This is a genomic window from Streptomyces sp. G-G2 (genome assembly GCF_030063135.1).
Taxonomy (GTDB): Bacteria; Actinomycetota; Actinomycetes; order Streptomycetales; family Streptomycetaceae; genus Streptomyces.
Window position 1 is genome coordinate 1 of sequence record NZ_JASISO010000040.1, and the last position, 24,876, is coordinate 24,876.

The following is a 24,876-nucleotide window of genomic DNA, read 5'->3' on the forward strand; positions in this document are numbered from 1 at the left end:
GGGGCCGGCCCGGCTTGCGGCCCACCGGCAGCAACGGCTCCAGCCTCGCCCACTGTGCATCCGTCAGATCTCCACGCGCCACACCATGATCATCACCGCTCAAGATCCACTTTCGCAACAGGCCCTAGAAAGCACCTGCGTGGTGTGCACGCGGCGGCTCACGCTGCGTGCACAACGTCCCATCAGGGCTGGAGCAGCCGCCCGGACGGGGGAACGGCTGCCCCGGCCCTGACCCGTCCTTGGGTCGCGGCCGGCCCGCCATCTCGCGGGCGGGGGCGACGGTCAGCTGTCGCGCCCGCGAGGTGTGGTGCGGGACGCGGTGGTGGCCGACGGGTGGTCGCCGTGCGGCCATGGACACGCTGGCGACGGTCGACGCCCGGCGGCGCCGCGCTCGCCCTACTGGGGCCGGAGGCGAAGCAGGCGCTGGAGCTCCTGGTGGCCGGGACGGCGGCGGTCAGCTGTGGGGGAAGGCGCGGCCGGGCCCAAGGCCGTCCGTACGAATCCCAGTTCGTCAACGAGGGGCGACGCGCTACGCACGTCCGGGTGATCCTTGCCCGCGCGGGGGCATTGTGGCTCTTCGGGCGGGGCGGGGCGGCAAGAGTTGTTTCATGATCATGGATCCCGATGCCAACTCCGGAGCCCCTGAGGTTCCCGAATCGTCCGGCGAGCCCGCACCGGCGCCCTCCCGCCAGCCCTCCCGCCGTACCGTCATCGCCGGCGCGGCCGCCGTCGCCACCGCCGGCGGACTGACGGTCGCCGCCACCTCCGCCACAATCTCGCAGGCCGCCCCCGGCGTTCCGGTCACCGACTGGGCCACCTGCCTGACGATCGCACGGGCCGTTCTCGTACGGGACGAAGAGGACCAGCCGCTCGTACCGCGCTACGTAGACATCCTCCTGAAGAACGGCCTGCCCCGATCGCGCCGTCCCGGCAAGAAGGTGCTGATCGTCGGCGCCGGACCGGCCGGCCTCACCGCCGCCTACCTCCTGCGCGAGGCCGGCCACCAGGTCACGGTCATCGAGGCCAACGCCAACCGGGTGGGCGGCCGGATCAAGACCTTCCGCACCGGCGGACACGAGAACGCGGCTCCGGCCTTCGCCGACCCGAAGCAGTACGCCGAGGCCGGAGCGATGCGCATCCCCGACAGCCACCCGCTGGTCACCGGCCTGATGGACAGTCTCGGCCTCAAGCGCCGACGCTTCCACCTGGTCGACGTGGACGGGGCCGGCCGTCCCGCCTACCGGACGTGGATCTATGTCAACGGCATCCGCGTCCGGCGCGCCGACTACGCGCGCGCCCCGCAGGCACTCAATCGTTCCTTCGGAGTGCCGCAGGCGTACGAGTCCGTTCCCGCCTCACAGATCGTCCGCGACGCCTTCGCCCCCGTGCGCAAGGAGATCGAGGGCAAGAAGGACAAGGAACTCGTCGAGGGCTGGGCCCGCGTCATCCAGCGCTACGGCCACATGTCGATGTACCGGTTCCTGACGGAGGAGGCCAGGCTCGACGAACGGACCATCGACCTGATCGGAACCGTCGAGAACCTCACCTCCCGCCTGCACCTCGCCTTCGTCCACAGCTTCATCGGTGCCTCGCTGATCAGCCCCGACACCGCCTTCTACGAACTGCCGGGCGGCACCGCCACCCTGGCCGACGCGCTGTACGCGCGCGTCAAGAACCTCGTCCGGCTCGACCGCCGTGCCACCCGCATCACCCACGGCGAGGGCAAGGTCACGGTCGAAACCGTCTCCGAGGGCCGCGGCGGCAGCCCCGTGCAGCGCGAGACCTTCACCGCCGACACGGCCATCATCACCGTCCCCTTCTCCGGGCTGCGCCACATCCCCATCGCCCCGGCGCTCTCGTACGGAAAGCGGCGCGCGGTCACCGAGCTGCATTACGACGCCGCCACCAAGGTGCTGCTCGAATTCAGCCGCCGCTGGTGGGAGTTCGACGAGGCGGACTGGAAGCGCGAGCTGGAGGCCGTACAGCCCGGCCTGTACCGGAAGTACCAGACGGGGCAGACCCCGGCGAACGGAACCCTGCTGGGCGCCCACTCCTCCGTACCCGAGGGCCACATCTCCGCGGGCCAGCGAGCCCACTACGCTGCCAGCCGCGTGGTCACCCGCGACCAGCCCGAGGCGGCCGGCGTCATCGGCGGCGGATCGGCCACGGACAACCCCAACCGCTTCATGTTCCAGCCCTCCTACCCCGTCGAGGGCAGCGTCGGCGGCGTCATCCTCGCCTCTTACAGCTGGTCGGACGACGCCCTGAAATGGGACTCCCTGGACGACGAGGAGCGCTACCCGCGCGCCCTCGCGGGCGTCCAGGAGGTCTTCGGACAGCGCATCGAGGTGTTCTACACGGGCGTCGGCCGCACCCAGTCCTGGATGCGCGACCCGTACGCCTACGGTGAGGCGTCCGTACTGCTCCCCGGCCAGCACACCGAGCTGTTCACTCACGTCCGAAGGGCCGAGGGCAACCTGCACTTCGCCGGATGCCACACCTCCATCAAGCCCGCGTGGATCGAGGGAGCTCTCGAATCCGCGGTGCGAACCTCACTGGAAGTGCACACGGCGTAGCGGCCGCCACGGCGCCACGGTGGCGCGGTCAGCGCTCGGCGAGCACGATCAGCCAAGGGCGCCACCAAGGGCGCCACCAAGGGCGCCACCAAGGGCGTCGCTCTGCTTCTCGGGATCAGTCAGCGCACGGTGGAGCGGGTACGTCAAGGAGCAGATCAGGACGCCGAAGGAAGCGCTGGCGGGCCGGATGGAGGCCGAAGTGCGGCGGATACGGCGCATCACCCAGCACCTCCCGCCCGACCTCGCGGGCCGCCTCCTGGACGCCCAGGAGGCGGGGGCCATTGAGGACCGCTCCAGGCGCTCACCGCTGAAGGGCTCCAGGCGAACGAAGCTGCGGGCACTTGCTGCCACGTGCAGCCCGACGTGGCCACGAACACGATCGCGGCCAGCACCTCCCGGTCACCGTGCCGTCGCGGCCACCGCCCTGGGCCGCGACGGCACCTCCGGCACCACCCGCTGGAAGCCGCCTGGTTACGGTCCTGCTCATCGACGGCAACATCGGCATCGGCGGCGACCGCGCCGCCCTGCTCCGCCGTGCCGCCCAACTCGCCTCATCTGACGGCTCCCTGCTGGTCGAGGCCGCTATCGTCGGCATCGACGAATGTGTAGAGGTCCACGTCGAGGGCGGCCACGGCGGCCGGGGAGCACCCTTCTGGTGGGCCCGGCTCGGCGCCCGTGCCCTGATCGCCGAAGCCGGGGCGGCGGCCTGGAGCCGGTCCGCCCCATGGCAGGCCGCCGGCCGTACCTGCGTGCACCTGCGACGCTGACCAGAGCAACCCGGAAACGGCTGACGCGACGTGCGCCTCAGCCGTTTCCGGCTGTCCGGCCTGCTCAGGGCCGCCCGCCGTCGACATGTACGCGTGGCCGCATAGCCCGTCGTGCCCACGGCAACGGCCGCCATCGCGAGCAGCCCAGCGCAGCACCGTGGTGGGCCCCTGCCTGCGGGGGCACAAGGGTGGAGTCGGCGCGATCACCCTCCAAGGGCCCGCGATACGTCAGCGCGAGCGTGACGGTGAACGGTCGGGCGTTTCCGAGGTCAGCCGCCAGTAGGTGAGCGAGGCGCGAGTGATTCCCGCCTCGGCGGGCGCACGGTACACCGGCAGCCTTTGGACCCGTGCACCAGCTGCGCGGCCCTGAGAGGACGAGCCCGGCTGAGGGCGGTCGCCGACTGCCCGACGGAACAGCCGTGGGGAGACCGCGCGCAGCTTCGCGAGCAGCAGCGGGATCGCGGTGTTTCCGGAGCCTGCGTGCAGCCCCGGGTGACCGGGTGGCACCGTTACGGGCAACCTGCCGTCACGGCCGCGGTCCCGGCGTCGCGCAGGCCGTCCCGCCAAGGTGATCGGCATGCCGGAAGCAGTCAGACGCATGGCCGGGACATCCCTGGCGAGAACCGGACGGGCGGTTGGATCAGCTTACGAAACACGAACGTCCGGGTCGCCGCGCCCCGCTCGAAGCCGGTTCCTGGAACGCTGCCGACGTGAACCAACGCACCGCCCCGGCCGTCACGGCCCTCGTCGCTCTCACGTCCGTCCTCGTCCTCACCATCCGGTACGACGGCTATTTCACCGGCCCCGCCGTTCTGTTCTGGTGGTACGGGGCCTGCTGGACGCTGTTCGCCCTGGCGGTCCTCGCGCTGCGCCGGGTCCAGGCCCGCCGCGTCGTGCCGCTGCTCCTCGCCGGGGCGGTCGCCGTCACCGTCACCGGGCTGATCGCGCCGCCCCGGACCAGCACCGACTCGTACCGCTATGCCTGGGACGGCCGGGTCCAGTCCGCCGGGATCTCCCCGTACGACCACGCGCCGCAGGACCCGGCGCTCGTCCGGCTGCGCGACCCCTGGCTCTTCCCCGTGGGCGCCGCGTGCGCGGGCCAGGACCGGGCCCGTATCCCCGGCACCGGGACAGCCGCCGCACCGCACTGCACCCGCATCAACCGGCCCGCTGTGCACACGATCTACCCGCCCGTCGCCGAGGTGTACTTCCTGGCCGTGGACCAGCTCTCGCCCTCGGGAGCCCGGCACAAGCCGTTCCAGATCGGTGCCGGTCTGCTCTCCCTCGGTGTCACCGCTGCCCTGCTGCTGATCCTGCGGCGCCGTGGCGGCGACCTCCGCCTGGCCGCGTACTGGGCGTGGTGCCCCGCCGTGCCGATCGAGGCGGTGAACAACGCCCACGCGGACGTCCTCGGCGTGCTGCTGGCCGTGGCCGGCCTCGGGCTGGCCGCGGCCCGGACCATGAGCCGAAAGGCAGCCGGAGGCCTGCTCCTTGGCGCCGCCATCGCCACCAAACTGATGCCCGCGGTCGTCCTGCCCGGGGCCCTGTCCGGGGTCCGGCGGATGCGTGACGCGGCCGCCGTCCTGCTGCCCGCCGCCGCCTTCACCGCACTCTCCTACCTGCCGTACGTCCTCCTCTCGCACGGGTCGGTCTTCGGCTACCTCGACGGCTACGTGACCGAGGAGGGCTACGGCGACCCCGAGGCCGGATCCCGGTACGCCCTGCTGCGTCTGGCGCTGCCCGACGTCTGGGCCCTCCCGGTGCTCCTCGGGGCCATGGCGTGCGTCGCCCTGTACGTGATGTGGCGCGGCAGCCCCCAACGACCCTGGAGCGGCGCCCTCCTGGTCACCGGATGGGCGTTCTTCCTCCTCACACCCGGCTACTCCTGGTACGCCCTGCTCTTGGTCGCCCTCGTGGCCTTGGACGGGCGCTGGGAATGGCTGGGCATCGCACTGGCGGGCGCGGCCGTGTACATTCTCGGTCCGGTGTTCGACTACCAGGCTGCGCTCAGCGTCACGGCGTACGGCCTCGCGCTCCTGCTCGTTCTCCTGGCCACCGCCATCCGGGCGCGGAAGACCTCGCCAGACCCATCCCGGGAGGGGACGGGCACGGCACGGGCAGCCCACCGGGTGGTCGGGACGGATCAAGCCGGTCCGCGGGGTTCCGCAACACCCGGAGGCGACAGGCCCCTGACGTGAGCGTGCTGTGGCTCTGGTCCGTCGGCCACAGGGGTGCGCGGTCGCGGCAGTTCGGCAGCCAGGACATCGATCTTCTGGATATCGGGGGCGCCGGGCGAGCATGGTGGGGGCGATATCCATGAGGGCGGCCGCGACCGACGTCTGCGGACGCCAGAGCGGGTACGGGCAGGGCCGCGGCCACGGCGATGGAGACGGCGGCGCCGGTCTTGCGAGTTCGCATGGTGCTCCCCAAGAAATGCGCTGTCCCGTCCAGAGTGCTGAGCTGCCTCGTGGCTGCTTCGGAGTGCACGCATCAGCGGATGGGCTGAATCCCGGAAAGCCACCCCAATGGCGGCATGGCCGGCATGCGGGGGGTTGTCAGGGGCGGGCGATCCGCCCCGGATCCGTCCGCCGGAGAGCACCGGACGGCCTGCTGCGGGGTTGTTCTGGCTGTTCAGCGCGGACGCCACCGCTCCTGTTGCGTCAGAGGAGTGAATTTCCGGCATGACCGTTCTTGCGCATTGGTTGCAACAAGGGGGATGACCCGTTCGGCGTACTCGGTGGAGTCTGTGTCGCGGGCGAATTTTGTGAGAGATCCGCCCCTCTGTTTTGCGGGTCCCACCGGCCTTTTCGTCCTCATGGACCGTCCCTGGGTGCCGCGCTTTCGGTGCGAGATGTGCACGGGGCGGCGGTTCGGCGTGCTTGTCTACCGCTGCGCAGTTTCTGCGTGGTGGCGTGCCCGGGAATTCGGCCTACCCCGTTGAATCACCCCCCTTCCAGCGGGCCCGGGCAGTGCGAGACGTCTCGCCGCGGTGCCGACCGCCATCCCATCAGCCCACTCCTGCCTTCCGCATGCCCCTTCGCATGCGGTGCAGGGGAGTCCGCAGACAGAAGGAATGCCGTGAAGCTTCCCCAGGCCAGGCCCCGCTCCCGACGCGTCCTGGACCACTCCCTGCTCGTACTCGGTGCCACCGGCCTGGCCGCCGGCCTCGGCGCGATGACCCTCGCCCCCGGCATCAGCGCGGCCTCCAGCCACCGCGAGGCTCCCCTGATCGCCGGGGACCCGCGCGCGGACAACACCGACGTGTACGCGTTCACCAGCCCCGACAAGGCCGACACCGTCACCATGGTGGCGAACTGGATCCCGATGGAGGAGCCGAACGGCGGCCCGAACTTCTACGCGTTCGGCGACGACCTGCGCTACAACATCAAGGTCGACAACGACGGCGACGGCGTCTCCGACGTCACCTACACCTGGCGCTTCCGCAACAGCTACCGCGACGCCGCGAACCAGTTCCTGTACAACACCGGCCAGGTCACCTCGCTGAACGACCCTGACCTGAACTTCCGCCAGTTCTACGACCTGGTCGTCACCACCGACGGAAAGAGCAGGACCGTCCTTGAGGGTGTGCCGGCCGCGCCGTCGCGCACCGGCAAGGCGTCCATGCCGAACTACACGACGCTGCGCAACCAGGCGACCCTGGGCCTGCCCGGCGGCGGCAAGACCTACGCCGGCCAGGCTGAGGACCCGTTCTTCGCCGACCTGCGCGTCTTCGACCTCCTCTACGGAGGCGACTTGAGCGAGCGTGGTCAGGACACTCTGGCCGGGTACAACGTCAACACCATCGCCATCCAGGTCCCCAAGAAGCAGCTCGCGCTGAACGGGAACAACTCGCGCAACCCCGTGATCGGCGTCTGGTCGACCACCGAGCGCGAGGGCGTCACCATCAGCGACTCCCGCAACGCGCAGCACAGGAAGGACTGGAAGCAGGTCTCCCGCCTCGGCAACCCGCTCGTCAACGAGGTCGTCGTCCCGCTCAAGTACAAGGACGCCTTCAACACCCTCAACCCGGACCAGGACCGCACGGTCGGGCCGGTCGTCGACAAGGTCTACGACCCGATCCTGCCGAAGCTCATCCAGAAGGTCTACAACATCCCGGCCCCCGCGACCCCGCGCAACGACCTCGCCGAGATCTACCTGACCGGCATCTGCAAGGTGTGCGGCCCGATCAAGGCCGACCTGAACGCGCACCGCCTCAACAAGGACGCGAACCTCAAGAAGATCGTCCCCGCCGAGGAACTGCGCCTGAACACGGCGGTTCCCCCGACCGCGCAGCCCAAGCGGCTCGGTGTCCTCGCGGGCGACCTGGCCGGCTTCCCGAACGGGCGCCGCCTCGCCGATGACGTCATCGACATCTCCCTCCAGGCCGTCGAAGGCGCCGCCCAGACCGGCGTGCTCGTCCCGGCCCTCGCGGCCGGCGACAAGGTCGACACGAACGAGGTGCCGTTCGGCACGTCCTTCCCGTACGTGGCGCTGCCGCACACCAAGAACGTCAACCAGGGCCCCAACGGCCCTGAGCGCAAAGCCGAGCAGTCCTCGATGAAGAACACCGCTTCCGCGAGCCCCGCCATCAAGACCTCCGACGCCGCGGCGATCGGCGGGATCGGTGCGCTGCTCCTCGGCGCCGGCGGCTTCCGTCTGCGCCGCCGCAGCAAGACCAGCTGAACCGGTCGCAGCCCGAGGACGGGCCGCGACCAACGGTGTCAGGGCCGGGACAGGACGTCCCGGCCCTGACACCGGCACCATCAGGAACCGGGGAGGACCCTTCGTGCAGCAGAACACCACCGCATGCCCATCCACGCGATCGTCGTCAAGGGGGCGCAGACGGCTGGTTAGCATCGCGGTCACACTGGCTCTGGGAGCGGCCATGTTCACTGTGGGCGCGGTCGCCCTGAATCCGGGCGAGGCAACGCCTGCCCGCCCATCGGGCAACACCCGGGCGACCGGTCCGGCACCCGGTTCCATCGAGGCGCTCCAGGCGCGGGTGACCCGCCTGCCGAAGGACCCGGGGGGCTGGGCGGCGTTGGGCATGGCGTACGTACAGCAAGGGCGTACGACAGCCGACCCGGCCACCTACGCCCGCGCCGAGAAGGCCCTGCGCACCTCGCTGACCGTACAGGGCAAGGACAACGCGGACGCGGAGATCGCAACGGGAGCCCTCGCGGCGGCCCGTCACGACTTTCCCGCCGCGCTGGACTGGGCGCTCAGGGCCACGACCAGCGATCCCTACAGCGCCTCCGCCCAGGGGGTCCTCGCCGACGCGTACACCCAGCTGGGCCGCTACGCCGAAGCGGACGCGGCCGTCCAGAAGATGACGGACCTGCGCCCCGACGCCGCTTCCCTGGCCCGCGCCTCCTACGCCTTCGAGCTCAAGGGCGACACCGCCGAGGCCCGCGACCTGATGCGCCGCTCCCTCACCGCGGCTGCTACACCGGGTGAATCCGCTTTCGCCCATGCGGTCCTGGCCTCACTGGCGCTCCAGGACGGCGACACCCGGGGGGCCCTGACCGAAGCTCAGACCGGCCTTCGGGCCGCCCCCGGCGACTCGGCGCTCCTGGAGGCCCGGGCCCGCGTGCACGAGGCGCTGGGCGACACGGCCCAGGCCGTCGCCGACTACCAGGCGGCCATCGCGATCGCTCCGCTGCCGCACTACCTGCTGGGCCTGGGCGAACTGGAGCAGTCCCTAGGCCACCGCGGCCAGGCCGAAGCCCAGTACGCCGTCCTGCGCGCCCAGGACCGGATCCGCGAAACCACCGGAACAACGGCGGATACCGACGCGATCCTCTTCGAAGGCGACCACGGCAGCCCCGAACGGGCTGTCACCCTGGCCGAAGAGGCTTTGCGTGCGCGGCCGTTCGTCGCCGTCCACGACGCCTACGCCTGGGCGCTGCACCGGGCCGGCCGCGACACCGAGGCCCTCGCCCAGGCCGACCAGGCTTTGTCGTTGGGCACCCGCAGCGCGCTCTACCACTACCACCGGGCCGCCATCCAGCACGCACTCGGCCACCCCGACGCCGCCCGCCGAGACCTCAACCAAGCACTGCGCCAGCCCGGCTTCCATCCCCTGCACGCCGACGCCGCCCGCGCCCTGCTCCAGCGAATCGACACCACCCCATGAACCACGCCCTGCGCCGCACCCTGACCACTCTGGCCGCCACCGCGCTGGCCGCCACCGCGGGCGCTGTCGCCGGCCCCGCCGCGAGCGCCCACCCGCTGGGCAACTTCACGGTCAACTACCACACCGGCCTCACCCTGCACCCCGACAGCATCGACGCCCGGATCATCGTCGACCGCGCCGAAATCTCCGCCCTTCAGGAACGCGCCCTCGTCGACAGCGACCACGACGGCAGCGCCAGCGACATCGAAGCCCACACCTACGCCGAGGCGGCCTGCGCCGTCCTGGGGCGGCAACTCCACGTCAGCGCCGGGAGCGGGGACGCCACCTGGACGGCGACGTCGGCCGTCCTGGGCTACCAGCCCGGTGAGGCGGGCCTCAGGACCAGCAGGCTCACCTGCGGCCTCACGGCCCCCATGGGGCTCGCGAAGCCGGCCGACATCAGCGTGCGGACCGGCTACGACACCCAGCGCATCGGCTGGCGCGAGATCACCGCCACCGCACAAGGCGTCCACATCATCCAGTCCGACGTGCCGGCCCTCTCGGCCACCAGCGAGCTGCGCGCCTATCCCCAAGACCCCCTCGCCTCTCCGCTCGACCAGCACACCGCGAAGCTGCGCATCGCACCCGGCCAGGGCACGGGCCCTGGCCCAGCCGTCGCCGACATCCCCGGCGGAGACCTGATCGCCGGCCTGCTCAGCAAGGTCACCAGGGTGTTCGACTCGCTCGTCGGGGCCCGGGAGATCACCCTTCCGGTCGGCCTGCTGGCATTGTTCCTGGCCCTCGTACTGGGAGCCTCGCACGCGGCGATGCCGGGGCACGGCAAGACGATCATGGCGGCCTACCTCGCAGGCCGCCGCGGTACCCGTCGTGATGCCGTCACCGTCGGTGCCACCGTCACCCTCACCCACACCGTCGGCGTCCTCGTCCTGGGCCTCGCCCTGCCCGCGGCCACCCACCTCGCCGGGGAAACCGTCCTGATGTGGCTCGGCGCCGCCAGCGGCCTCCTCGTCACCGGCATCGGCCTGTGGCTCCTCACCGGCGCCCTGCGCGGCAGGTCCCCCCATAACCACCACCACGGCGGTCACACCCACACGCACGATCCCGGGCACACCCACGACCACCCGCACGGTGACCACCACGGCCACGATCACACCCACGGCCATGGCCACGTCCGTCGCCACGACGACGGTGATACCCATGAACACGGCCATGACCACCATCACGGCGGGCACGACCGTGTCGACGGGGACGGCCCCCTCCTCAGTCCGGGCACACTGATCCCTGCCCGGCGCAGCGCCACGACCGGCCAGCCCCACGCGACCGGCAGCGTGGTCACGCTCCCTCCCGCACAACACGTCTCTCCCCAACCGGCCACCTCACCGGAGCCGAAAGCCGACCGGCGCCAGGGGAAGGCCGGCCTCATCGGTGTGGGCATCGCGGGCGGCCTCGTCCCCAGCCCCTCCGCGCTCGTCGTCCTGCTCGGCGCGGTCGCCCTGGGACGCACCGCCTTCGGCATCCTCCTCGTCATCGGCTACGGCCTCGGCATGGCCGTTACGCTCACCCTCGCCGGCCTCCTCCTCGTCCGCCTACGCGAACGCATCGAAACCCACCACCGCGCCCACGCCCTGCGGGACAATGCCCTGCTGCGCAGGATCGCCCGCGCCGGCCCCGTCCTGACCTCCCTTCTCGTCATCGTCGTCGGATTCGGTCTGACCGTGCGGGCAGCGACGGGAAGCGGATGAGACTCCGGCGGGCTCCCCGCCGACGGGCGCCGCGCTCGGCGCAGGCCGCGGCCTGCGGTCGCGATGGCCGGTCGCCCGGTTGCCGCTCGCACCCCGGGTCCGTGAGGTCGCCCGCTCGACGGTTCCCGCCCCTGCCGCCGACACCGGCTCGGCTCGCGGCTGGTCCGTCGTAGTGGCCGGTACGTCGCCCGCCTGGTGGCCGGTGCGCCACTCACATTCAGCGCGGCCAGGTGGGCGTGCGGCACGGCTGTGGGACGGCACTCGGCTCACGCGGGGGCACACCGGTGCGCGGTGCGCGATTCGTCCCACGGCGGGCGCCCGTCGATGATGGGATAACGGGAGGGGGCGTACCTTCGGAGCTGATCATGACAGGCTGGCAGGTCAGGGACTATACGGCTGACGATCTTGAGGCTTTGGTGCGCCTGGACGGCGAGAGCGGCACCACGGGGGAACCCGCTTTGTTCCGGCTCTCCGATGCGGTGGCCGCACTCCAAGCTCTCCATCCGGCCGTCATCGCCACCGCCGACGGCCTGGTCATCGGCGCCGCGGTGAGCAGGGTGGACGGCGATCGGGCGTGGATCCTGCGGATCTGCATGACGCCTTCCCTGCGACACCGGGGACTCGGCAGCGCCCTCCTCGCCGCGCTGGAGCGCCGCCTCTTCGACGCAGGCGTACGCACCCTGTACGCGATCCTGCCCGAGGACGAGACCGGAGCCGTCGCGTTGCGAAACCGCGGCTTCGAGGACCGCTCCGGTCTGGTGTTCTTCGAGAAGCGTGCACCGGCCATCACACAGGAGGTCAGTGTGCTCTCGGAGATCGGCGCCGAGCTGCCGCCCACCGGTCTGTGGAGGCAGGTCGCGGGGATGGAGCGGGAGAAGCAGCTGATCGAACGCCGTCTGGTGCTCCCGCTGGCCAGACCGGAGCTGGCCGCCGAGCACGGAGTGGAGCTGCCACGGGCCGTGATGCTGTTCGGCCCTCCCGGGACCGGCAAGAGCACCTTCGCGCATGCCGTTGCCGGTCGTCTCGGCTGGCCGTTCCTCGAACTGTTCCCCGCCCGGCTCGCAGCCGAGTACGGGCTCGCGGCGGGACTGAGCCGGAGCTTCGAGGAGATCTCCCGACTCGAACACGTCCTGGTCTTCATCGACGAGGTCGAAGAAGTCGCCGGCGAGCGGGGCGGAGCCGACGCGACGGCAGTCGGCATCGTCAACGAACTCCTCAAAGCGATCGTCCGCTTCCGCACCCGCGACGGACGGCTGCTCATCTGCGCCACCAACAACGTCACCAGCCTCGATCCGGCCTTCCTGCGCCACGGCCGCTTCGACTATGTGATGCCCATCGGCCCGCCCGACCTCAAGGCCAGAACCGCCCTCTGGGAAAGCTACCTCGCACGCGTCGGCGCAGACGCCGATGTCGTGGCGCTCGCCGCGGCCAGCACGGGGTTCACCCCCGCGGACATCGCCCACGTCGCTCGCACCGTCTCCCAGACGGTGTTCGAGCGGACCTGCGACACCGGCATCCGCGCCCGGCCGACCACCGATGACTATCTGGAGACCGTCCACCGCACACACGCGACGGTCAGTACCGACATGGCACAGCAATTCGCCGAGCAGACCGAGAGATTCGCTCGTCTGTAGGCCCGTGATCGTGAACCAAGGGCCAAGGGCCAAGGGCCAAGGGGAGATGAACCTGGCCGAGGACGCCGTCGATCGGGAGACGCGGGCCTGGTAAGCCGCTCAGTGAGACGCGCAGCTCGAAGCCGCCTCCAGCCCCCTGCACCACCCCTGACGCGAACGCGTGCTGCCGCGCCAGCCGGTCAGGTGCGGCAGCACGCGTTCGCGTCAGGGGTGGTGCTTGACGATGTTGACGACGTTGCCGTCCGGTGCGCGGACGAGGAAGCGGCGCACGCCCCAGGCTTCCGTGGTCAGCGGGCGGACGATGTCGAAGCCCAGCTCCTGCGCCTGCGCGTAGGCCGTCTCCACATCGTCCGTGTGCACGGAGACGACCGCATCCTCGGGTGCGGTGGCGTCACGCGTGACCAGTTGGAGGTGCGCGCCGGTCTCGGGGGAGGTGTAGCGGGCCACCCACCCCATGGTGAACTCCTCGGTACTCAGCCCGAGGAAGTCGGTGTAGAAACTCTTCGCCTCGCCGATGTCGGCCACCCGGAGGTTGGCCGTAATCCGGTTTGCGCGCATGTGATGTCTCCGGTTCCCGCGTCGTGAACTCGGCCTGGTGAACACCTCGGTCACGACGGCGCCTCCGGCAGTAGTACGAGTCGCGCCAGGGGGCGTTGATCCTTGGCGGACCTCGTAAGGAACCGGACCTACGACCGAATCGCTCAGTGACCGAGCGTACCCGGGCGTGGCTGCCGCACACGCGACGCAACACGCGGGACCTGTCGAACTGAGCAAGCTGGCGATCCCATACCGCCCGTCAACGCGCGGTCGCCACGTGGTCGGTCGCCCCGCTCGGCCCAAGAGGCCCTCACGCGGGGGACAAGCGCGTCAGCCAGCCGAGCGGTCGGTGCTTGTCGGGGACCCGGCGGAGGCCCGACCGGGTGCGATGACCGAGCCCGGGGCAGGGGGGTGCGTCGGCGCGCTGGACAAGGTTGCCCAGGTGGTCAGAAACCAGTGACCTGATCATGGGTGCGGGTGCGGGTGCGGGTGCGGGTGCGGGTGCGGGTGCGGGTGAGGGTGAGGGTGAGGGTGAGGGTGAGGGTGCGGGTGCGGGTCCGGGGATTGCGCCTGCCCGCGCTCAGGCACAGGGGATCCGCTGGGGCATGTCTGGTTGGTCTCAGGGTGACCGGGAGGGGGGCCGTTCAGGTGATTTGTTCCTTGCTGGCCGTGCGAAGGCGTTCCGTGCGGCGAAGCATGCAGGGTGATCACCGCGTGTGCTGACGCGGGGGAGCCGCGAGTGTTCGTGGGGAGTCCGTGTGAGTACCGTCGCATCGGTGCAGGCAGGCCCGCCAGAGCCGTGGAAGAGCCGCTTCTACGCTGAGGCGATCGGGGCGTCGGGTGGCAGCCTGACGCTGCGGGACGCGGAGGGCTGGTGTCTGTCCCTGGACGTCCGGCGCTGGTGTGCTCGAGCGGACGCCGCGGACCGGGCGGTCGTGAAGCGGTGCTCGGGGCGGGTCCTGGACATCGGCTGTGGGGCAGGCCGTTTCGTCGAGGCGCTGGCTCGCAGGGGGCACCATGTGCTGGGGATCGATGTGTGTCCCACCGCCGTCATTTCCACGGTGTGCCGGGGTGGCGCGGCCGCCAGCCGGTCGGTGTTCGACGTCCTGCCGGACGAGGGGCGCTGGGACACGGCGCTGCTCATCGATGGGAACATCGGCATCGGTGGTGATCCGCTGCGGCTCCTGCGGCGGATCCGTGACCTCGTACGCCCGGTGGGGCTGCTGATCGTGGAGACCTCGCCTGTCGAGGTGGATGAACGGCGGCGGGTCCGCCTGCACGCCGGTGGGCAGGCGGCGGGCCCGGTGTTCTCCTGGGCGACCGTCGGCGTGCGGGCGCTGGAACGGCATGCCGGGGAGTCCGGGTGGTCCGCGGCGGAGCGGTGGACCAGTCCTGCGGGCGATCGTCACTTCGTGGCTCTGCGCGCCCGGGCCTGAGCGCGGATCTCCTTGCGCTCGGGCCGCAGGCGCAGCCAGATCCGTGTGATCAGGACCGTCGCGGAGCCGAGGAAGAGTGCGGCGGTGATCAGCAGCCAGCGGGCGAGGAAGCCGTCCGCGACCAGCGCCGTGGACGCGGTGTAGTGGCCGCCCCGTTGCAGGATCAGCGGCCACCAGACCAGGAACAGGACCCCGGAGACGAAGGCCGGGACGCGGAGGTGGTTGACGCCCGGCCGTGGCCTGCCGCCGCCCGTGCCCGTGGCGGATTCGCCTCGGAAGAGGAGCTGGGCGGCGCGGTCGGTGACGGAGTAGAGGGGGAGCAGGATCAGGTCGTGGAGGAGGGCCGCGCCGACGAACCAGATCACCACTCCCATGGTGTTGCCTTTGAGGAGGCGGATGCCCGCGTAGAGGGCCAGGGTGAAGGAGGCGAGGGTGAGCAGGAGGTGGAGGGGGGAGGCGCCGTAGCGGTGGCGGAAGGCGGCTACCGGGCTGGGGGAGGGGCGGCTCGTCGGTGGGTTCATGCGGGCTCTCCGAAGGTGAGGCGGGTGACCCACTTGGTGTTGTGGACTCCGGGGGCGCCGGGGACGATCACGCGGGCCGGGTAGCCGTGGTCCGGGGAGAGGTCGGCTCCGTTGACCCGCACGGCGAGCAGGGAGCGCTGGTCGCGGGCCTGATTGGGGGCCAGGACCACCGAGGAGAAGGATCCGCCGCGCTGGACCGACTCGACGAGGACCTGCGGGGTGTCGGTGCCGAGTCCGACGAGGGCGGCGAGGTCGCTCAGGCGGACCCCGGACCAGTCCTGGTCCGGGGTGGACCAGCCCTCCACGCAGGCGATCGGCAGGGCGGACTTCTGCTGGGGCATGGCCAGCAGCATCTCGCGGGTCAGGACCTCCTGGCGGCCGCCGCCGCGTACGGTCAGCCGCCAGGCGGCCCCGATGTCGCTGGGGCGGATCCCGCTGGAAGCGGCGGTCTTGTTGACCTGGAAGCCGTTAGGGCCCGAGCCCGGATCGCGGCCGTGCGGGGCCAGCAGGGCGGTCCTGCGCCACCAGCCGCCGATGCTCTGCCCCGCGGTCACCATCAGCAGCGCGAGGGATCCGGCGCCGACCATGGCCACCGCGCCCCGCCGGGTGATCGTCGGGGCGGCCGGGTTGGGGGAGACGAGTCCGGCGGCCTCCTCGGAATCGGGTGCGGGCTGGTGGAGCCGGCCGGCCCGCACCGCGCGGACGGCGCGGGGGAACCGGAAGGCCACGTGGACGACGAAGGCACCCATGAAGACCCAGGCGCCGTAGAAGTGGAGCGTGTAGAAGGAGCCCGGGAAGACGTAGTCCAGCTGAATGTTCAGGATCCCGGTGGCGAACGTGAAACCGGCACCCCCCACCAGGAGGAGCAGCGAGAGCCGCTCCAGGGCGTGGGCGGCGGACCGCAGGGGCGGCCACTCGAACAGCTTCGGGATCACCGACCACAGTTTCGCGAGCAGGACCGGCACCAGGACCACGCCCAGCACGGTGTGCGTGCCCTGGGTCAGCCGGTACAGCCAGTACGGGGACGTCGGCCAGGTGAACAGGTAGAAGCCGAGCCAGCCCTTGTCCGGGGTCTGGTCGTTGCGCGGCGCGAGGTCGGGGTTGTAGGCGGCGTACGACAGCAGTCCCGTCACGAAGAGCACCGTGACCCCGACGAGGAGCACCAGCCCGAACACACCCGTCAGCCACGGCCCGCGCAGCGGACTGCGCCAGAACCCGGGCCGCGCGGGACCCGGCGGCGGCCCCGCGGCCGCGGCCGCCTGTACCTGTCCTCTGATCCGCGTCAGTACGGACGGGCCCTTGGGTGCTGGTGCTGGTGCTGGTGCTGGTGCGGGGCGGGCGGGCGCAGGCTGGCCTGCGGGTCCGGCAGGGGGCTGCTCCGGCACCTTGTCACTCGCATCCATTCGAGACATCTCCACATCAGTCGCATTCCGGGCCCATCGGACAGGCGCGCTGAGGTGAACATCCCTCACCCCCACACCCGCCGCCCGGTGACACGCCAGACCCCACGCCGCCTTCAGGCCCTTCGGCCCGCCAGGAGACACCCGGCGCCGCTCCGGGGCGCCTGGCGGAGGGGACGCTGGCTCGCCGCTGCTGACCGGCCGCGGGCATCAGCGACTGGCTGCCGGGCATCGGAGCATCGAGTTCCGGGGCGAGGAAGCGCAGTTGCCGCCATTGGGATGGTCTTCGCCGCTTCGGCCCATCCGTGCACGCACGGACGCGTCATCAGCAATTCCGGGCAGAACCTGCGCCACAACCTCGACGACTCCGCCGCCCCTCTCGGCACCACCGCCGACCGCCGCAGGACCGCCTATCCATGCCCACACCTGGCTGCCGGGCCAGCCGGTCACCACTCGGGCAGGGACCAGGCGCTGCCGAAACGGCACGGGGCGCGAACGGGAGGGCTTGGTTCACCCGCCCGAGTGAAGAACCCCCGCGCGACCAAACCGCATTGCCGATCATGACGAAGAGCAAGGTACGGACCCAGGCCGGGCCGTGCGGCACGACCCCACCCGGGGCGGGCCGATCACCCGTTCATGAAGGAGACATCGCATGTCGCACGTTCTGAAGAGTGCCGCCCTCGTCCTTGCCGCCGGAGCCGTCGTGATCGGCGGCGCCTCCCTGGCCTCCGCCGATGCCGGCGCCCAGGGAGCGGCCATCGGCTCTCCCGGCGTGCTCTCCGGGAACCTGATCCAGGTCCCGGTCCACATTCCGGTCAACGCCTGCGGTAACACGATCAGCGTCATCGGGCTGCTGAACCCCGCCTTCGGCAACACCTGCATCAACGCCTGACCACCCCGAAAAGGGGCATAAGTGTCCGGACCGCCGCCGGTAACGGGGTGGAACGGGCCGGATGATCCGACCGGATGCGGCACTGAGCGAGCAGTCGTTCCGCACCGCACCCGCCGTGCCCGCGAGGACCGGCGTGCGGGCGGCGGCAGTCGGCAGCCGCCACCCGCGCGCTCCTCACCCCCGCACCGACGCGAGGCAACGGAACCGGACAACGCCGCTCCCCCCGATTCCCGACCGCGAGCGGCAGACAGGCCAGTACAGACCGCCATCCGGAGGACGATCCGACATCCGACGCCGCAGACGGGCATCGTGCCTTCGGTGGCACCTGTAGACCCAGCCGTGGCCCGGGCCCCGCTGCACCCCTCCCGACCGGCCCCGCTTCCACCGAAGCCTGACCAGGGTCCGCACCCGACGATGAACACGGACATTTCTCGTGTCCCGCACCGCTGATCGGACCCTGCGGCTCATGATGGATCACTCGACCCCACCGGAGCAGCCCTGTCGACCTCGCGGGGCCGCGCCGAACTGCCTGCTGAGGGAGACGCCAACGTGAGCGAGCGGCCCATCAGCGACTACGCGATGCTCTCGGACTGCCGCTCGGCGGCGCTCGTCAGCACCGAAGGCTCGGTGGACTGGCTGTGCCTGCCCCGCTTCGACAGCCCGGCAGTCTTCGCCAGGCTGCTGGACCCGGACGCAGGCCACTTCTCGATCCGCCCGGCGGGCCCCGCAGAGGCAAGCCGCCGGTACCTGCCGCAGTCCCTGGTCCTGGAGACGACCTTCCGCACCCCCACCGGCACCGTAGTGCTCCTCGACGCGATGGCCCTGGGCCGACGGGAGCGCGGCCACGCCATGGGACAGTCCTCACCGGGAGTCCTGCTGCGGCACATCACCTGCACGCGAGGGCAGGTGGACATCACGGTGGAGTACGCACCCCGACCGGAATTCGGTCTGATCCGGCCCGTCATGACCCCCACACGCCGCGGGCTGCTGGCCCGCGGGGGAGCCCAGTCCCTCACACTCGCCACCGACCTCACCTTCCAGCAGACCGGATCGACGGCCCGCACTGACATCACCCTCCAGGCCGGGGGCCGCCACGCCTTCGCACTCAGTGCCGCGTCGGCATGGGGCCCGGCTCCCGAGACGTGGTCCCAGCGGCGGATCCGCCGTCGCCTGCGCGATACGGGTGCCAGCTGGCATTCCTGGTCCAGACTCCACGAGGCCTACACCGGCCCCTGGCAGGAGCACGTCCGCCACAGCGGACGAGTCCTGCGCGGCCTGTCCTACCTGCCGACGGGAGCGATCGTCGCCGCGGTGACGACCTCACTGCCCGAAAGCGTCGGTGGTACCCGCAACTGGGACTACCGCTACACCTGGGTCCGAGATGCCAGCCTCACCCTCCAAGCCCTCGCGACCGCCACCTGCAGACAGGAGAAGACCGACTTCTTCACCTTCCTCGCCCAGGCCGCCGCGACACAACTGGAACGAGGCGCCGACCTCCAGGTCATGTACGGAATCGGCGGCGAACGCGACCTCAGCGAACGCATCCTGCCGCACCTGGCCGGCTGGCGCGGGAGCACCCCGGTCCGTATCGGCAACGACGCCTGGCGCCAACGCCAGCTCGACGTCTACGGAGAACTCCTCGACGCTGCCCACCAGACCCTCCCGCACGACGTTCCACTGGATGCGCCGGTAGGGGACTTCCTCCGCCAGTGCGCCGAAGCGGCCGCCCGCCACTGGGCCGACCCCGACCAGGGCATCTGGGAAGGCCGCGGACCCGGCCGCCACTTCCTGCACTCCAAACTCATGTGCTGGGTCGCCCTCGACCGGGCCGTCGACCTCGCCGCCGCCTTGGGCGCCCAGGACCGCGTAGCCGAATGGCGGCACGTACGCGAGCAGATCCGCGACGCCATCGAGAACGAGGGATTCAGCCAGCAGGCCGGAGCGTTCACCCAGGCCTTCGGCAGCCGCCGCCTCGACGCGTCCGCCCTGATGCTGCCCCTCGTCGGCTTCCTGCCTGCCGACGACCCCCGCGTGCTCTCCACCGTCGAGGCGATCGCCCGGCAGCTGAGCGACTCCCGCGGTCTGGTACGCCGGTACCTCGAGGACGACATCGACCACGACGAGGGCACCTTTCTGCTCTGCACCTTCTGGCTCGCCCAGGCCCTCGCCCTGACCGGCCAGACCGCCCGCGCCCGCCAGGTCTTCGACAACGCCCTCACCCACGCCAACGACGTGGGCCTCCTCCCCGAGGAGGTCGACACGCACACCGGCGAAGCCCTCGGCAACTTCCCCCAGGCCTTCAGTCACATCGGCCTCATCAACGCGGCCCACGCCATCCGCGCCGCCGAAGCCGCACACGGACCATCCCCGGGAGCCCGCCCGGACAGCAGCCGGTGACACTACGGCGGATCCCCCTCCCACCCGCGGGCCGATCTGCCGGACGCCCCGGTGAAGGGTTCCGGGACAACGCCTGGCGCCGGGAGTGTCCGTCCAAGGCGTCAGACGTCGTCGCGCGAGTCCGGCGCCTGGAGGCATGCCGGATCCGTACCCTCAACGGGGCCTGTCCGGGACGGGGCCCCCGGGGACCGCTCCCCGTACGGGGAGCGGAGAGCACCGCTGGCTTCGGAAGGCGACGCCGTTGGCAAACGCGCGCCATGCGGCACGAGAGGACGTTGCCCGTTGATGTCGGGCTGCGCCAGGCGCGGCGGCTGGGGTAGATGAGTGATGATGCCCGGTCAGCGTGACGCGGTTTCGAGGGCGAAGCCATGCAGGAGGGCTCCGGTCGTGTCGGGGTCCTCGAACATGGGCGTGTGGCCGACACCGTCCAGGATCTCGATCCGGGCGTGGGGGACTCGGCGGTAGTCCTGGGCGGAGGACGGCTGCCATCGCCGGTCCCGGGAGCCGAAGATGACCAGGGTGGGCAGGTCGAGGCCGGCGAGTCGGTCGGGGATGGGTTGTTCCTTCACGTACGCGGTGGACTCCTCCTTCGTCGCGGCGAGGCTGCGGTACGTCATGCCCCGGATGTCAGCGATCATCTGGTCGGGGGTCCGCACCCTGCGGGTGAACGCGGTGCTCACCGCGTCGCGGATCAAGCTGTCGGTGCGCAGCCGCCAGAGCAGTTCCCCTACCACCGGCGCGGTCATCAGGCGGCCGGCGAAGCTGTCGCCGAGGAACGCGTCCACCCGGGGGCCGGTATCGATCAGCGCGATCGCCGCCACCAGGTCGCGGCGCTGCTCGGCCAGCGACGTGGCGACGGCGCCGCCGGTCGAATGCCCGACGACGGTCGCGCGGCGCACCCCGAGCTTGTCGAGTACAGCGCCGACCCGGCGTGCCTGCTCCGCGATGCCGTAGCCATCGGCCGGTTTGGCTGATGTGCCGTGTCCGAGCAGGTCCACCCGCACCACGTGCAGGTCCCGCAATGCCGGCAGCACTGGATCCCACCATGCCGTCGAGCCGGCCAGGCCATGCAGGAGCACCACCGTGGGCGCGCGCGCCCGACGTCGAAGCCGCCCACCCGGGCCAGACGATCATCGGGGACAAGAACTACTTCGGCCGCGAGTTCGAGCACGACCTTGCCGAGCGTCACCTGGAATTGCTGCGACCGGCCCGCAAGGGGGAGGCCGAGCGGGCCGGGGCACACCTGTTCAAGCCGCTGCGGCAAGTCATCGAGTCGATCAACCAGACCTTCAAGGGGCAGCTCGACCTGGAACGACACGGCGGCAAGAGCCCGGCAGGGGTGGCCTCCCGCGTCCTGTGCCGGATCCTCGCACTCACGGCGGCGATCTGGCACAACGACAAGACTGGGCAGCCGGTCAAGCGGTCACTGATCGCCTACGACCACTGACCGCAACGACACCCCTTGGACTCATTCATCTAGACTGCGAGCGCTCCGAAACTGGCGATCATCAGGAGGGCGCGCAAGATGAACCGAGCACTGATCAGCGCATTAGCGGCCGTGACGATAGTCGTGTCCGGGGGAAGCGCCGCCACCGCTTCCGACGGCGCTCCGCCGCGCACCACGCACGGCCCCTGCCAGTACACACAGACCCCGGAAGAGCTGCCCGCGCGCCCTGTTCCGCTGCCGCCTGACCCACGGCGCACCCCCAGCCGTGGCACGGTTGATATGGCTGTTGCGACCAGCCAGGGTCCGCTCCCGCTGCGTTTGGACCAGGCCAAGGCGCCGTGCACGGTCCAGAGTTTCCTGCACCTGGCACGGCATGGGTTCTACGACCGAACGGTGTGCCACCGTCTGACGGCGTATCCGACGCTGAAGGTCCTGCAGTGCGGCGACCCGACCGGTACCGGTGAGGGCGGGCCCGGGTACAAGTACAAGGACGAGCTGCCGGTGGACTTGCCGCCCGCACCGACCGATCCGACCGGCGCGCGCCGCCTCTATGGGCGCGGCCTGCTGGCGATGGCCAACGCCGGTCCGGACACGAACGGTTCACAGTTCTTCGTCGTCTACGGCGACTCCGCACTGCGACCGAACTACACGGTGTTCGGCACGGTCGGCCCCGACGGTCTGGTAACACTCGACAAAGTCGCCGCCGGAGGAATCGAGCCGACCGCGGAGAACCCGGCATCGGTCGACGGCACACCCGTCCTGCGGACCGAGCTGCTCCGCGTCCGGCCGTCCTGCCGGCATTGACGCCCCGCAGCGGCCGCACTCCCACCCCGGCCGACTTCGACGGCGACTTCCCAGCGCTCCTGGCCCGCACCCTGTCCGACCTGACCGCCGAGGAACGCCGCCTGCTGCGCAGCGTCGGCCTGCTGGACGCATTCGACCTCGACCTGGTCACCCGCACCGTCGGCCTCGCCCAGCAATCCCCCCGCCCGCCGCCTCGCCGAGCGGCCCCTGTTCACCGAAGATGTACGCGCTACCGGCCAGCGACGCGGGCAAGGTGCTCGCCCAGGGCCGTGGCCACCGCGACCCATTGGCTGCGGCGGTCGGTGAACGCCTCCGCGCTGGTGAACGAAGATGGATCGTTCGAGCCGAACAGTGCACGCAGGTCAGCGACGACGGTCCCCCCAGGAATGATCACCAGCGGTATCGACCGTAGGGCCTGTGCCGAACGTCGTCGCTGTTTTCCGCCACGCGGGCGGCCTGTCCCCGGGTTCCGGCCAGGTGCGGCCGCCGGTCCCGGCGGGAACCAGGAGGCATGCGCCGTCGGGGCGCTGGCGCCGTCCGATGGTCGAGGTGCCAGCTTCGGACAAGCTGGTGACGACGCCGATGTCGCGGCTGGTCAGTGCGAGGGACGCGGGCGGATCGGTCCGGGGGTGGAGGGCCGGCTCCGCCCCCGGCTGGAGAGAGGGGGCGGTGGTCAGCGGTGGTGGCCCCCGTGCGGTTCGCCGGGGTCCTGGCGCGGGCTGGTGTGCTGGTGGGCTGAGTGATCGTGTTCTGCGGTGGGGGGTCCTCCCATCATGCGGAGCATTGAAATGCCGCCGCTGCGGAAGAACCGGGTGAGGAGTGCGGCGGCCAGGATGAGGAAGGCGATGTTGAGCCAGGTCGTGTAGTTCCAGGTGACGCCCTCCATGGGGATCCTTGCGTCGGCCCGGTCGGGGATGAGGCCCAAGCCGCTGAAGGTGAACTCCACGATGTAGCCGGCGACGACCATGGAGAGGTAGAGCGTGCCGAGGAGGAAGAGCGTCATCTTCGTGCCGTAGTACTTCCGGTAGATGTTGAGGATCGGCAGGATCAGCAGGTCGGCGAAGATGAACGCGACGACTCCGCCGAAGCTGATGCCGCCCTTCCACAGGACGACCGCGAGCGGCACGTTGCCGATCGAGCAGACGAACGAGGCGATCGCGACCAGGGGGCCGATCAGCGGGCCCCACAGCTTGGATGCCAGCGGGTGGCCGTCGAAGAAGAACGTGCGCCAGAAGGAGTCAGGCACCCACGCGGCGATGGCGCCGGCGATGAGCAGGCCGATCATCAGGTCGCGCAGGATCGCCGCCCATTCCATGACGAAGACGTGGCTCGTGGAGGTGAAGCCCTCGCGAGAGAACAGCCTACGGGCGAAGGAGCCCTCCCGCTGGACGGACATGTCCATCGCCGCGTGTCCCTCCATCGAGCCGGCGAGCCCGCGTGCTGCCTGTTCGCGGGCCTGGCGCAGGAGCTTGCCGCGCAGGAAAAGACGGAACAGCACTGCCAGCACGACGATCATGATGGGGCCGCCGACGAACTCCGCCGCGGTGAACTGCCAGCCCATCAGCAGAGCCAGGATGACACCGAGTTCGACGACGAGGTTGGTGGAGGCGATCTCGAAGGCCATCGCGGCGGTGAAGTTCGCGCCCTTGCGGAACAGCGAGCGGGCCAGGGCCACGGCCGCGTAGGAGCACGAGGACGAGGCGGCGCCGAGACCGGCGGCGATGGCCAGGGTGCGGGGGCGGTCGTCGCCGAGCAGGGAGACGACGGTGGACTTACGGACGACGGCCTGGACGACGGCGGACAGGGCGAAGCCCAGGATCAGGGCCCAGGTGATCTCCCAGGTCATGGAACCGGCGATCGACAGTGCGTGCAGTACGGCGTGGATCATCCCTGAAGCCTTCCGAGAAGCGCACGGCATGGGGCCCACCGACACACACGTTGCACCTACGCGGTACGGGGCGGCGGGCTGGGCGCGGGGCGCCGCCCGGTGGGTGGCGCCCCGCGCGGGGGTTCAGCCGACGCGTTCAGGGTCAGGGCTGCGGTGTGGAGCTTGCCGCCGGTCTGGAACTGCGGGAAGAGCCGCCAGTTCCCGGGGGTCGGCAGTTCCGCATGGAAGGACAGTTTCGGTCCGCCGTGGTCGCCGTTGACCTTGGTGGTCGGGTGCGGGTGGGCGAACGCGGTGTCGCCCTCGTGGAAGGCGGTCAGGCGGGCGTAGGTGTCCAGGTAGGGCTGGAGGTCGCTGACGGGCTGTGCCGTCCTTGGTGACGGTCACGGTCAGCGGGTGCCCCATCGCGGCCATGGGATCGCCCTTGACGGTGGCGCTGTACCCGTCGACATCCGCCGTCTTGGCCGCGGCCGGCAGCGGCGCCTTCGTCTCGACACCGGGCACGGCGACGGTGCGGGACGGGACGTACGCGGCGCCTCTCCTGGCCCCCTGTCAGGGGTGAACGAGGCGAACAGGCGCCGCGATCCGGGCGCGAGCGTGTCCAGGTCCGCGGTCCAGGTGCCGGACGCCATTGCGGGTGTTGCCCGACTCTGTCCTCTCGTGCTTCTCATGGCCAAGGTGGTCGGTGATCTCGCCCTCGAG

The 24,876-nt window shown here is 70.9% G+C and carries 15 protein-coding genes and 3 pseudogenes; 11 read left to right on the top strand and 7 right to left on the bottom strand.

Annotated elements, in window-relative coordinates; all coding sequences use genetic code 11:
• The first annotated feature begins 608 nt into the window (after positions 1-608).
• Positions 609-2,576 (top strand): L-glutamate oxidase LgoX, encoded by a 1,968-nt coding sequence (gene lgoX, locus QMF80_RS27520; RefSeq protein WP_283458006.1) that lies wholly within the window; start codon positions 609-611, stop codon positions 2,574-2,576.
• A 335-nt stretch (positions 2,577-2,911) separates the two neighbouring features.
• Here lgoX and QMF80_RS27525 read toward each other — a convergent pair.
• Positions 2,912-3,029 (bottom strand): annotated as a pseudogene (locus QMF80_RS27525) (IS5/IS1182 family transposase); the annotation flags it as partial.
• Positions 3,030-4,053: 1,024 nt separating this feature from the next.
• Here QMF80_RS27525 and QMF80_RS27530 point away from each other — a divergent pair.
• The 5 genes from QMF80_RS27530 to QMF80_RS27550 all read left to right on the top strand — a co-directional run bounded on the left by QMF80_RS27530 (position 4,054) and on the right by QMF80_RS27550 (position 12,855).
• Positions 4,054-5,541 (top strand): glycosyltransferase 87 family protein, encoded by a 1,488-nt coding sequence (locus QMF80_RS27530; RefSeq protein ID WP_283458008.1) that lies wholly within the window; start codon positions 4,054-4,056, stop codon positions 5,539-5,541.
• A gap of 976 nt (positions 5,542-6,517) precedes the next feature.
• Complete coding sequence (locus QMF80_RS27535; RefSeq protein ID WP_502962935.1) at positions 6,518-8,026, top strand: DUF4331 domain-containing protein; 1,509 nt, start codon at positions 6,518-6,520, stop codon at positions 8,024-8,026.
• Positions 8,027-8,228: 202 nt separating this feature from the next.
• Positions 8,229-9,479, top strand: coding sequence for a tetratricopeptide repeat protein (locus QMF80_RS27540; protein ID WP_283458012.1), 1,251 nt, complete (start codon positions 8,229-8,231; stop codon positions 9,477-9,479).
• On the top strand, positions 9,476-11,221 hold the full coding sequence (locus tag QMF80_RS27545) for a nickel/cobalt transporter (protein ID WP_283458014.1): 1,746 nt from the start codon (positions 9,476-9,478) through the stop codon (positions 11,219-11,221). The genes QMF80_RS27540 and QMF80_RS27545 overlap by 4 nt, the downstream gene beginning before the upstream one ends.
• A 365-nt stretch (positions 11,222-11,586) precedes the next feature.
• Entirely contained in the window at positions 11,587-12,855 is a 1,269-nt protein-coding gene (locus QMF80_RS27550; RefSeq protein ID WP_283458017.1) for an ATP-binding protein, read from the top strand.
• Positions 12,856-13,059: 204 nt separating this feature from the next.
• Here the strand turns inward: QMF80_RS27550 and QMF80_RS27555 are convergent, their stop codons facing one another.
• Entirely contained in the window at positions 13,060-13,413 is a 354-nt protein-coding gene (locus QMF80_RS27555; RefSeq protein ID WP_283458019.1) for a VOC family protein, read from the bottom strand.
• 737 nt (positions 13,414-14,150) lie between these two features.
• On the opposite strand from QMF80_RS27555, the gene QMF80_RS27560 reads away from it, so the two are divergent.
• Positions 14,151-14,828, top strand: coding sequence for a class I SAM-dependent methyltransferase (locus QMF80_RS27560; RefSeq protein WP_283458021.1), 678 nt, complete (start codon positions 14,151-14,153; stop codon positions 14,826-14,828).
• Here QMF80_RS27560 and QMF80_RS27565 read toward each other — a convergent pair.
• The gene (locus QMF80_RS27565; RefSeq protein ID WP_283458023.1) at positions 14,798-15,349 is read right to left on the bottom strand and encodes a hypothetical protein; all 552 of its coding nucleotides are present in this window, start codon (positions 15,347-15,349) and stop codon (positions 14,798-14,800) included. The genes QMF80_RS27560 and QMF80_RS27565 overlap by 31 nt on opposite strands.
• Positions 15,346-16,752, bottom strand: coding sequence for a molybdopterin-dependent oxidoreductase (locus tag QMF80_RS27570; protein ID WP_502962933.1), 1,407 nt, complete (start codon positions 16,750-16,752; stop codon positions 15,346-15,348). Before QMF80_RS27570 ends, QMF80_RS27565 begins: the two co-directional genes overlap by 4 nt.
• Before the next feature lie 649 nt (positions 16,753-17,401).
• Here QMF80_RS27570 and QMF80_RS27575 point away from each other — a divergent pair.
• Positions 17,402-17,641 (top strand): chaplin, encoded by a 240-nt coding sequence (locus QMF80_RS27575; protein WP_283458025.1) that lies wholly within the window; start codon positions 17,402-17,404, stop codon positions 17,639-17,641.
• Positions 17,642-18,190: 549 nt separating this feature from the next.
• Positions 18,191-20,038 (top strand): glycoside hydrolase family 15 protein, encoded by a 1,848-nt coding sequence (locus QMF80_RS27580; RefSeq protein ID WP_283458027.1) that lies wholly within the window; start codon positions 18,191-18,193, stop codon positions 20,036-20,038.
• 338 nt (positions 20,039-20,376) lie between these two features.
• Here QMF80_RS27580 and QMF80_RS27585 read toward each other — a convergent pair whose 3' ends face one another.
• Entirely contained in the window at positions 20,377-21,072 is a 696-nt protein-coding gene (locus QMF80_RS27585) for an alpha/beta fold hydrolase (protein WP_283458029.1), read from the bottom strand.
• Between the two features lie 59 nt (positions 21,073-21,131).
• Between QMF80_RS27585 and QMF80_RS27590 the strand changes: the two are divergent.
• Positions 21,132-21,485 (top strand): annotated as a pseudogene (locus tag QMF80_RS27590) (transposase family protein); the annotation flags it as partial.
• A gap of 78 nt (positions 21,486-21,563) precedes the next feature.
• Entirely contained in the window at positions 21,564-22,289 is a 726-nt protein-coding gene (locus QMF80_RS27595; protein ID WP_283458031.1) for a peptidylprolyl isomerase, read from the top strand.
• A gap of 673 nt (positions 22,290-22,962) precedes the next feature.
• Here the strand turns inward: QMF80_RS27595 and QMF80_RS27600 are convergent.
• Together QMF80_RS27600 and QMF80_RS38410 are read right to left on the bottom strand one after the other, a co-directional pair.
• Positions 22,963-24,174, bottom strand: a complete 1,212-nt coding sequence (locus QMF80_RS27600) for a permease (protein ID WP_283458125.1) — start codon at positions 24,172-24,174, stop codon at positions 22,963-22,965.
• A gap of 59 nt (positions 24,175-24,233) precedes the next feature.
• Positions 24,234-24,533: pseudogene (locus tag QMF80_RS38410) on the bottom strand (DUF8832 domain-containing protein); the annotation flags it as partial.
• Positions 24,534-24,876 lie beyond the last annotated feature (343 nt).

Excerpts from the sequence above, each read along its gene's own strand:
- lgoX (WP_283458006.1), top strand. The coding sequence starts at position 609 with ATGATCATGGATCCCGATGCCAACTCCGGAGCCCCTGAGGTTCCCGAA.
- QMF80_RS27535 (WP_502962935.1), top strand. The coding sequence starts at position 6,518 with ATGACCCTCGCCCCCGGCATCAGCGCGGCCTCCAGCCACCGCGAGGCT.
- QMF80_RS27540 (WP_283458012.1), top strand. The coding sequence starts at position 8,229 with ATGTTCACTGTGGGCGCGGTCGCCCTGAATCCGGGCGAGGCAACGCCT.
- QMF80_RS27545 (WP_283458014.1), top strand. The coding sequence starts at position 9,476 with ATGAACCACGCCCTGCGCCGCACCCTGACCACTCTGGCCGCCACCGCG.
- QMF80_RS27550 (WP_283458017.1), top strand. The coding sequence starts at position 11,587 with ATGACAGGCTGGCAGGTCAGGGACTATACGGCTGACGATCTTGAGGCT.
- QMF80_RS27555 (WP_283458019.1), bottom strand. The coding sequence starts at position 13,413 with ATGCGCGCAAACCGGATTACGGCCAACCTCCGGGTGGCCGACATCGGC.
- QMF80_RS27565 (WP_283458023.1), bottom strand. The coding sequence starts at position 15,349 with ATGAACCCACCGACGAGCCGCCCCTCCCCCAGCCCGGTAGCCGCCTTC.
- QMF80_RS27570 (WP_502962933.1), bottom strand. The coding sequence starts at position 16,752 with ATGGATGCGAGTGACAAGGTGCCGGAGCAGCCCCCTGCCGGACCCGCA.
- QMF80_RS27575 (WP_283458025.1), top strand. The coding sequence starts at position 17,402 with ATGTCGCACGTTCTGAAGAGTGCCGCCCTCGTCCTTGCCGCCGGAGCC.
- QMF80_RS27595 (WP_283458031.1), top strand. The coding sequence starts at position 21,564 with ATGAACCGAGCACTGATCAGCGCATTAGCGGCCGTGACGATAGTCGTG.